Annotated in this window: 11 protein-coding genes, 1 pseudogene and 1 riboswitch; of the genes and pseudogenes, 5 read left to right on the top strand and 7 right to left on the bottom strand. The window is 70.7% G+C overall.

Annotation, left to right across the window (positions count from 1 at the left end):
- The 5 genes and pseudogenes from J7E86_RS29385 to J7E86_RS29365 form a co-directional block, all read right to left on the bottom strand.
- Positions 1-226 (bottom strand): annotated as a pseudogene (locus tag J7E86_RS29385) (urease accessory protein UreF); the annotation flags it as partial.
- Positions 226-1,947: an urease subunit alpha gene (locus J7E86_RS29380; RefSeq protein WP_215085857.1), complete on the bottom strand. Its 1,722-nt coding sequence runs from the start codon at positions 1,945-1,947 to the stop codon at positions 226-228. The gene J7E86_RS29380 and the pseudogene J7E86_RS29385, both read right to left, overlap by 1 nt.
- Positions 1,940-2,251 carry an urease subunit beta gene (locus tag J7E86_RS29375; protein ID WP_215085856.1) on the bottom strand — a complete coding sequence of 104 codons (312 nt, stop codon included), beginning with the start codon at positions 2,249-2,251 and terminating at the stop codon, positions 1,940-1,942. Before J7E86_RS29375 ends, J7E86_RS29380 begins: the two co-directional genes overlap by 8 nt.
- Positions 2,252-2,265: 14 nt before the next feature.
- Positions 2,266-2,568: an urease subunit gamma gene (locus J7E86_RS29370; RefSeq protein ID WP_215085855.1), complete on the bottom strand. Its 303-nt coding sequence runs from the start codon at positions 2,566-2,568 to the stop codon at positions 2,266-2,268.
- Between the two features lie 190 nt (positions 2,569-2,758).
- Positions 2,759-3,091, bottom strand: coding sequence for a type II toxin-antitoxin system Phd/YefM family antitoxin (locus J7E86_RS29365; protein WP_215085854.1), 333 nt, complete (start codon positions 3,089-3,091; stop codon positions 2,759-2,761).
- Positions 3,092-3,149: 58 nt separating this feature from the next.
- Between J7E86_RS29365 and J7E86_RS29360 the strand changes: the two genes are divergently transcribed.
- The 3 genes from J7E86_RS29360 to J7E86_RS29350 all read left to right on the top strand — a co-directional run bounded on the left by J7E86_RS29360 (position 3,150) and on the right by J7E86_RS29350 (position 5,083).
- Entirely contained in the window at positions 3,150-3,785 is a 636-nt protein-coding gene (locus tag J7E86_RS29360; RefSeq protein WP_215085853.1) for an ATP-dependent Clp protease proteolytic subunit, read from the top strand.
- Positions 3,786-3,791: 6 nt separating this feature from the next.
- Positions 3,792-4,130: a hypothetical protein gene (locus J7E86_RS29355; RefSeq protein ID WP_215085852.1), complete on the top strand. Its 339-nt coding sequence runs from the start codon at positions 3,792-3,794 to the stop codon at positions 4,128-4,130.
- A gap of 265 nt (positions 4,131-4,395) precedes the next feature.
- Positions 4,396-4,593: riboswitch (cyclic di-AMP (ydaO/yuaA leader) on the top strand.
- A gap of 7 nt (positions 4,594-4,600) precedes the next feature.
- On the top strand, positions 4,601-5,083 hold the full coding sequence (locus J7E86_RS29350) for a C40 family peptidase (RefSeq protein WP_215085851.1): 483 nt from the start codon (positions 4,601-4,603) through the stop codon (positions 5,081-5,083).
- 64 nt (positions 5,084-5,147) lie between these two features.
- On the opposite strand, the gene J7E86_RS29345 is transcribed toward J7E86_RS29350, so the two are convergent.
- Positions 5,148-5,579 (bottom strand): ATP-binding protein, encoded by a 432-nt coding sequence (locus J7E86_RS29345; RefSeq protein WP_215085850.1) that lies wholly within the window; start codon positions 5,577-5,579, stop codon positions 5,148-5,150.
- A gap of 257 nt (positions 5,580-5,836) precedes the next feature.
- Between J7E86_RS29345 and J7E86_RS29340 the strand changes: the two genes are divergently transcribed.
- A complete protein-coding gene (locus tag J7E86_RS29340) occupies positions 5,837-6,706 on the top strand; it encodes a helix-turn-helix transcriptional regulator (protein ID WP_215085849.1) in 870 nt (289 codons plus the stop codon).
- 90 nt (positions 6,707-6,796) lie between these two features.
- A complete protein-coding gene (locus J7E86_RS29335; RefSeq protein WP_374223877.1) occupies positions 6,797-6,982 on the top strand; it encodes a DUF397 domain-containing protein in 186 nt (61 codons plus the stop codon).
- 15 nt (positions 6,983-6,997) lie between these two features.
- On the opposite strand, the gene J7E86_RS29330 is transcribed toward J7E86_RS29335, so the two are convergent.
- Positions 6,998-7,249 (bottom strand): aminotransferase class I/II-fold pyridoxal phosphate-dependent enzyme (locus tag J7E86_RS29330; protein ID WP_215085847.1); only part of this gene is annotated, 252 nt, incomplete at its 5' end.

The following is a 7,249-nucleotide window of genomic DNA, read 5'->3' as shown; positions in this document are numbered from 1 at the left end:
GGTCGAGGCCGGCGGCCGCGGCCGCCGCCAGGCCGGCCGCGGTCAGCCCGGCGGTGTGCAGCCGCCCCCGGCAGAACTCCTCCAGCGTCGCGCCGTCCCGGACCCGCCCGGCCTTCACGGCGGCCTCGGCCCCGCCGGAGTGCGCGTGTCCACCGGCGGGGAACCGCCCGTCGGCGAGTACGAGCAGCGCGGCGCGGGCGGCGGGCGAGGTGTGCTGATGTGCCATCAGAAGAGGAAGTACCGCTGCGCCATGGGCAGTTCCGCCACCGGCCGGGGGTCGACGACGTCGCCGTCGATGGTGACGGTGAAGGTGTCCGGGTCGACCTCGACGCGGGGGCGGGCGTCGTTGCACCGCATGTCCGCCTTGGTCAGGCCGCGGGTGGAACGGATCGGCACGAAGCGCTTGCCGAGGCCCAGCCGTTCGGGCAGGCCGTCGTCCAGGGCCCATTGGGTGGTGAAGTTCAGCGAGTTGGCGGCCGGGGCGCGGCCGACTCCGCCGAACATGGGACGGGGCAGGACCGGCTGCGGGGTGGGGATGGAGGCGTTGGCGTCGCCCATCTGCGCGTACGCGATCTGGCCGCCCTTGATCACCAGCTGCGGCCGGACGCCGAAGAAGGCCGGTTCCCACAGGACGAGGTCGGCGAGCTTGCCGGTCTCCACGGAACCGATCTCGCGGTCGAGGCCCTGGGCGACGGCGGGATTGATGGTGTATTTGGCGACATAGCGGCGGGCCCGCCGGTTGTCGGCCGGCCCGTCGCCCGGGAGGGCGCCGCGCCGTCTCTTCATGACGTGGGCGGTCTGCCAGGTGCGCAGGACGACCTCGCCGATGCGGCCCATGGCCTGGGAGTCGGAGGAGATGATGGAGATCGCGCCGAGGTCATGCAGCACGTCCTCGGCGGCGATGGTGCCGGGCCGGATCCGGGACTCGGCGAAGGCGAGGTCCTCCGGCACGGCGGGATTGAGGTGGTGGCAGACCATCAGCATGTCGAGGTGTTCGTCGACGGTGTTGACGGTGTGCGGGCGGGTCGGATTGGTCGAGCTGGGCAGGACGTTCGCCTCGGAGACGACGGTGATGATGTCGGGCGCGTGGCCGCCGCCCGCGCCTTCGGTGTGGTAGGCGTGGATGGAGCGGCCGGCGATGGCCGCGAGGGTGTCGCCGACGAACCCGGCCTCGTTGAGGGTGTCGGTGTGGATGGCGAGCTGGGCACCGCTCTCCTCGCACACCGCCAGGCAGGCGTCGATCACGGCGGGGGTCGCGCCCCAGTCCTCATGGATCTTGAATCCGACGGCGCCGGCGCGCAGTTGGGCGCGCATCGAGTCGTACGAGACGGTGTTGCCCTTGCCGAGCAGGCCGATGTTGACGGGATAACCCTCCATCGCCTCGAACATCCTGGCCAGGTGCCAGGAGCCGGGGGTGATGGTGGTGGCCTTGCTGCCTTCGGCCGGGCCCGTGCCGCCGCCGACGAGCGTGGTGACGCCGGAGGCGAGGGCCTCGTCGGCGAGCTGGGGGCAGATGAAGTGGACGTGGGCGTCGACGGCGCCCGCGGTGAGGATCTTGCCGTTGCCGGCGATGATCTCCGTCTCGGGGCCGATGACGAGGTCGGGGTGGACGCCGTCCATGGTGTCGGGGTTGCCGGCCTTGCCGATGCCGGTGATCCGGCCGTCGCGGATGCCGATGTCGGCCTTGACGATGCCCCAGTGGTCGAGGACGACGGCACCGGTGACGACCGTGTCGGGCGCGCCCTCGGCCCGGGTGGTGCGCGCCTGGCCCATCGACTCGCGGATGACCTTGCCGCCACCGAAGACCGCCTCGTCTCCGGCGTGGCCGGGACCGCCGCTGCGGTCCTCCTCGATCTCGATCAGGAGGTCGGTGTCGGCGAGGCGTATCCGGTCGCCGGCGGTCGGCCCGTACAGCTCGGCGTAGGCGGCACGGCTCATCTCAGTCATCGAGCGGCCCTCCGCACGTGCCGCGCAGCCCTTCCACGACGCGCTTGCCGCCGATGGGCACGAGGTCGACCTCGACGGGGAGGCCGGGCTCGAAGCGCACGGCGGTGCCCGCGGCGACGCACAGCCGCTTGCCGTGGGCGGCGGCGCGGTCGAAGACCAGGCCCGGGTTGGCCTCGGCGAAGTGGTAGTGGGAGCCGACCTGTACGGGTCGGTCGGCGGCGTTGAGGACGGTGAGCCGGGTGCGCGGCAGCCCCTGGTTGAGGCGTACGGGCTCGGCGGCGGTCAGGATCTCTCCGGGAATCATGGCGGTCTCCCCCGTCAGCCGATGGGCCCGTGGACGGTGACGAGCTTCGTACCGTCCGGGAAGGTGGCCTCGACCTGCACCTCGTGGATCATCTCGGGGATGCCCGGCATCACCTCGGCGCGGGTGAGCACCTTGCGCCCGGAGGACATCAGCTCGGCCACGGTGCGCCCGTCCCGGGCGCCTTCGAGGAGGTGGACGGTGATCAGGGCCACCGCCTCGGGATGGTTGAGCAGCAGTCCGCGGGCCCGCCGCTTCTCCGCGACGTCGGCGGCCACATGGAGGAGCAGGCGTTCCTGCTCGTGCGGGGAGAGTTGCATGCGTCCACCTCACTGGAGAGCCAGGCGTCCCGGTCGAACACGCCAGGCACATACCTGTGTTCTACACACTGTTGACCTGGGGTTCTTCATCGGACGGCCAGGGATTGCAGATTAGAGCGCAACCTTTTCCAACGCGTTAACTGGCTCTTTGCGCATCCATGGCCGGAGGTGGACGGGGCCCCCGAGGCGGTCAGTCCTCCGCGCGCCGGCCGTCGGCTCCCTGGTGCCGGGCGTCGGTCCCCCGTTGCCGGCCGTCGGCCCCCTGGTGCCGGGCGGCGATGCCGAACCGGCCGCGTTCGCCGGGAGCGGACGACAGCGGCCGCACGGTGGAGACCGTGCTGATCACGCGCTCCTCCTCCGTCGGCTCCCCCTCTTCAAGTCGTTGCAGGTCAGCGGCCGACACCAGGGCCACGAGCGGCTTGCCGTGCCGCGTGACGACCACGCGTTCACCGCCGTAGACGACGCGGTTGATCAGATCCGCGAGCTCGGCTCGGGCTTGCGTCACAGGAATTTCGTAGGCCATGCTCAGCATTCTAACGGGACGTACGTCCTGTACATTTTTTACAGACAGGGGAGCCGCGATGCACCACGCCACCGCACGCCACGTCCTGCCGGAGTTCACCGAGCGCACCAGCTACGGGACCCGTTCCATGGACCCCTACTCCAAGCTGCTGTCCGAGCGCATCGTCTTCCTGGGCACGCCGGTCGACGACGCCAGCGCCAACGACGTCATCGCGCAGTTCATGTATCTGGAGCACGCGGGGCCCGACCAGGACATCTCGCTCTACATCAACTCCCCCGGCGGCTCGGTCTCCGCGATGACCGCCATTTACGACACCATGCGCTACGTCGGCTGCGACGTGGAGACGATCTGCCTCGGGCAGGCCGCGTCCTCCGCCGCCGTGCTGCTGGCGGCCGGGACGCCCGGCAAGCGGCTGGCGCTGCCGCACGCGCGGGTGCTGATCCACCAGCCGTCGCTCGCCGAGCCGGTCCGCGGGCAGGCGTCGGATCTGAGCATCCAGGCGGCGGAACTGCTGCGGACCCGGGACACTGTCGAGGAGATGCTGGTCCGGCACACCGGGCAGAGCGCGGAGCGGATCCGACGCGACACCGAACGCGACAAGATCTTCGACGCCGAGGGTGCGCTGGCCTACGGGCTCGTCGACCGGCTCACCTCCAGCCGCAAGCAGCAGGACCTTCTCCACCGCGCGCGGTGATCCGCCGTGCTGCCCCCCGAACTGCCGCCGCTGCCGGCCCTGACCCGGGCCGAGGGCGAGGTCGTCGACTGCTATCTGCACGTACTGGATCTCCTGGGCCGGATCAATCCGGCCCGCGCGCAGGACACGTACGGCGGGCTACGGGCGGCGCAGACCTTGGTCGTCGCCGCCGCCCAACTGCGGGACGCGCTCGCAGTCATGTACGAACGCGGCGAACGGGAGGTGCACGCGGGCACCCTGGCGCGGGCGATGCTCGTCCTGGACGGAGAGCGGCGGGCGCGTCGGGTCGCTCTCCCGCTCACACCCCCGCCCACACCCACGGACCCCGGGTCGGCGAGCGAATAAACAGCGCTCCCGCAGACGTCGGAGGGTGACGTAGACGCGCGCGGTGATCGATTTCAACCGGGCACGCACGCCGCGCCGGAACGGCGGTGACGGGCCGCAGGCCAGCGGCTCAACAAGGTCACACCGAAACGGTCAACTCACTCCATGTCCAGCGGAATTGCCCAGAAGTGATCAGCCTCACATACCCCTGGATCCGCTCGGAATCCGTACCAGGGCTGCGCCAAGATCCGGTCGACGACAAGACCCCGCCATCCCGGCGGGGCGGTCCAGGCGGACGCCGAACCCTGCCGCTGCCTGGATGCCGGGTCGACCGAACGCATCGGTGGGGATGGAGGACCCAAGCACGGTGGGACGACCAGAGTAGTGCGGTCGGCCCTTGGGGTGAAGCCGTTGAGACGGCCGGGCAACCTTCGCCTGCCCGAACCCGACAGGTCATCCTTCACAGGCGGCTGACGAAGGGTTGGCACACCATGGGCGCTCACAAACGTCCGTCCAAGCTTCCGGCAAAGCTGTCGAAGGCCGGCGCGGCCTCGGCTCTCACTCTCGCCGCCGTCGGTGCCACGGTGCTGGTACCGGGCGGGGCGACCGACGCGGAAGCCTCGTCCGTCTCGACCACGGCACTGAGCATCGCGGCCTCGAAACAGGGCTCCCCCTATCAGTGGGGCGCCACCGGCCCGTACCGCTTCGACTGCTCGGGCCTGACGCTCTACTCCTTCAAGCGGGCGGGCAAGACCCTGCCCCGAACGGCCGCCCAGCAGTACAACGGCACACGTCACATCTCCCGCGCCTCTCGCGTCCGGGGCGACCTGGTGTTCTTCGTCTCCGGACGGGGCATCTACCACGTCGGCATATACGCCGGTGACGGCAAGATCTGGCACGCGCCCAAGACCGGCGCCGTCGTCCGCCTGGAGCGGATCTGGACCAGCAGCGTCCGCTACGGCCGGGTGAACTGAGCCAGGGCACCACCGCACCGCCGCCCCGGGCCCTCCGCACGCCGTGCGGGGGGCCGTGGGCTCCTCAGCGCTCGGCGCCGACCGGCACGGTCCACGGCAGCGAGATCCACACGGTCTTGCCGCCGTCCGAGGTCCGCGTGAAGAACAGCCGCCCGCCGTGCTCGGCGGTCAGGCAGCGGATGATGACCAGACCCCGGCCGTTGTCCTGCTGCACGGCCGCCGGCAGCCGGCGGGGATAGCGTGGATGACTGTCCGTCACCCCGATCCGCAACTCCCGGTCGAGGTGGATGTCCACGGTGAAGGTCGGCGACTGTCCACGGGTGTGCTGCACGGCGTTGGTGGCGAGCTCGGAGACGATCAGGCGCACGGTCTCGGCGGTGTCCGTACCGCCCGCGACTCCCCACTCGGCCAGCACTCCGGTGACGTAACGGCGGGCCGTGGAGACCGAGGCGGGGGCACTCGGCAGAGTGACGGTGGCTTCTTGGTGGTCGGCCATGGCACTGTCCCTTTCCCACCGGGACCGGACTGTCGATGCCTCGCGACGCTTCGCGCACTGAAGTCGAAAGTGGTCCCGGACGGCTCTGTCGCGACAGAGTGCCACCGACCGCGACCGTCATGGGGGCGATCCCCCGAGATATGCATATATCTGTCGCTCGAAGTGGTGAACTCTACGACGCGAAACCGTATTCGGGCGGCACACTGGTCCCTTGACACCGGCGTGTACGTGTTCACCTCGGGCGGTAGGGAGGGCTGATGCGATACGGACCCGCGGTGCGCCGCCGCAAACTCGGCGCGGAATTACGTCGCCAGCGTGAGCTCGCCGGGCTGACCAGCCTGGACGCCGCCCGCGCGGTGGGCTGGCACCAGTCGAAGGTCAGCCGGATCGAGACCGGCAGCAGTGGCGTGAAGTCGGCGGACGTGGCACTGCTGTTGGACGCCTATCAGGTGACGGACCCGGAGCTGCGCGCCCTGTTGGGTGCGCTGTGCGGCGCGGGCTCGGCCGACGCCGAGGGAGGGCGGCGCGGCTGGTGGTACGCCTACCGCAATCTGCTGCCCTCCGCCTATCTGGACTTCATCAGCCTGGAGTCGGAGGCGTCGCGGTTGCGCACCCTGGAGACCGCCGTGGTGCCGGGGCTCCTCCAGACCCCCGCCTACGCCCGGGCCGTGACCCGGGCTGCGCTCAACGACCCGCCGCCGGAGCAGGTCGAGGAGCTGGTGCGGGTGCGCATGGCGCGGCAGTCGGTGCTGCGGGGCGAGAAGCCGCTGGAATTGTGCGCGGTGCTGGACGAGGCCGTGCTCCGCCACGAGGTGGGTGGACGGGAGGTGATGGCCGGGCAGTTGCGGCATCTGGTGGAGACGGGGTCGCAGGGGCATGTGCGGCTGCACGTCCTGCCCTTCTCCAGCAGTGGCCACATCGGTATCACCGGGCCTTTTGTTATCTTCTCGTTTCCGCGCATTGCTGATCTGGATGTGGTTGTTCTCGACCACTTGACGAGTAGCCTCTACTTGGAGCGGAAAGAAGACCTCCGGGCGTACGGCGCGGCATTCTCCACGCTGCGGACGCACGCCCTCTCGCACGAGAACTCATTGGATTTCATCGCCGGGATCCACGACGGCGCGTAGGGAGGCACCATGTCCGCAATGCCTCGGTACGTACCTTCCGCATCAACCCTCTGCGGCGCAGTGTGGCGGCGCAGCAGCTACAGCACCGGAATGAACAACTGCGTCGAGACGGCCGACCCGGGCCCGGGGACCGTCGCCGTGCGCGACTCCAAGCGCACGGCCGGCCCCGCCCTCGTGTTCACCTCCGCCGCCTGGTCCTCCTTCCTCGGAGGACTGGGCGACGGGACGTTCCACCCGCTCGACGGCCCCCGCGAAGGGGCCGCCGGGCGGATCTGATCCACCCCGAGCACCTCAGGCGGCCGGCGCGGTCCTCACGACCGTGGCGGCCGCCTCCTCGATCTGCCGGTCCGACAGGTCCGCGCGGGCGGTCAGCCGCAGCCGCGAGATGCCGTCGGGCACGGACGGCGGCCGGAAGCAGCCCACCGCGAGCCCCGCGGTCCGGCAGTCGGCCGCCCACCGCACGGCGGCCTCGGGCGAGGGGGCCCGTACGGAGACCACCGCCGCGTCGGGCCGTACCGCCTCGAAGCCCGCCGCCGTCACCCT

It is taken from the genome of Streptomyces sp. ISL-11, from assembly GCF_018614525.1.
Taxonomy (GTDB): domain Bacteria; phylum Actinomycetota; class Actinomycetes; order Streptomycetales; family Streptomycetaceae; genus Streptomyces.
The sequence above is the reverse complement of the archived record's forward strand: the minus strand, read 5'-3'. Positions and strand labels throughout refer to the sequence as shown.

Excerpts from the sequence above, each read along its gene's own strand:
- J7E86_RS29380 (WP_215085857.1), bottom strand. The coding sequence starts at position 1,947 with ATGACTGAGATGAGCCGTGCCGCCTACGCCGAGCTGTACGGGCCGACC.
- J7E86_RS29360 (WP_215085853.1), top strand. The coding sequence starts at position 3,150 with ATGCACCACGCCACCGCACGCCACGTCCTGCCGGAGTTCACCGAGCGC.
- J7E86_RS29345 (WP_215085850.1), bottom strand. The coding sequence starts at position 5,579 with ATGGCCGACCACCAAGAAGCCACCGTCACTCTGCCGAGTGCCCCCGCC.
- J7E86_RS29350 (WP_215085851.1), top strand. The coding sequence starts at position 4,601 with ATGGGCGCTCACAAACGTCCGTCCAAGCTTCCGGCAAAGCTGTCGAAG.
- J7E86_RS29370 (WP_215085855.1), bottom strand. The coding sequence starts at position 2,568 with ATGCAACTCTCCCCGCACGAGCAGGAACGCCTGCTCCTCCATGTGGCC.
- J7E86_RS29375 (WP_215085856.1), bottom strand. The coding sequence starts at position 2,251 with ATGATTCCCGGAGAGATCCTGACCGCCGCCGAGCCCGTACGCCTCAAC.
- J7E86_RS29340 (WP_215085849.1), top strand. The coding sequence starts at position 5,837 with ATGCGATACGGACCCGCGGTGCGCCGCCGCAAACTCGGCGCGGAATTA.
- J7E86_RS29335 (WP_374223877.1), top strand. The coding sequence starts at position 6,797 with ATGAACAACTGCGTCGAGACGGCCGACCCGGGCCCGGGGACCGTCGCC.
- J7E86_RS29365 (WP_215085854.1), bottom strand. The coding sequence starts at position 3,091 with ATGGCCTACGAAATTCCTGTGACGCAAGCCCGAGCCGAGCTCGCGGAT.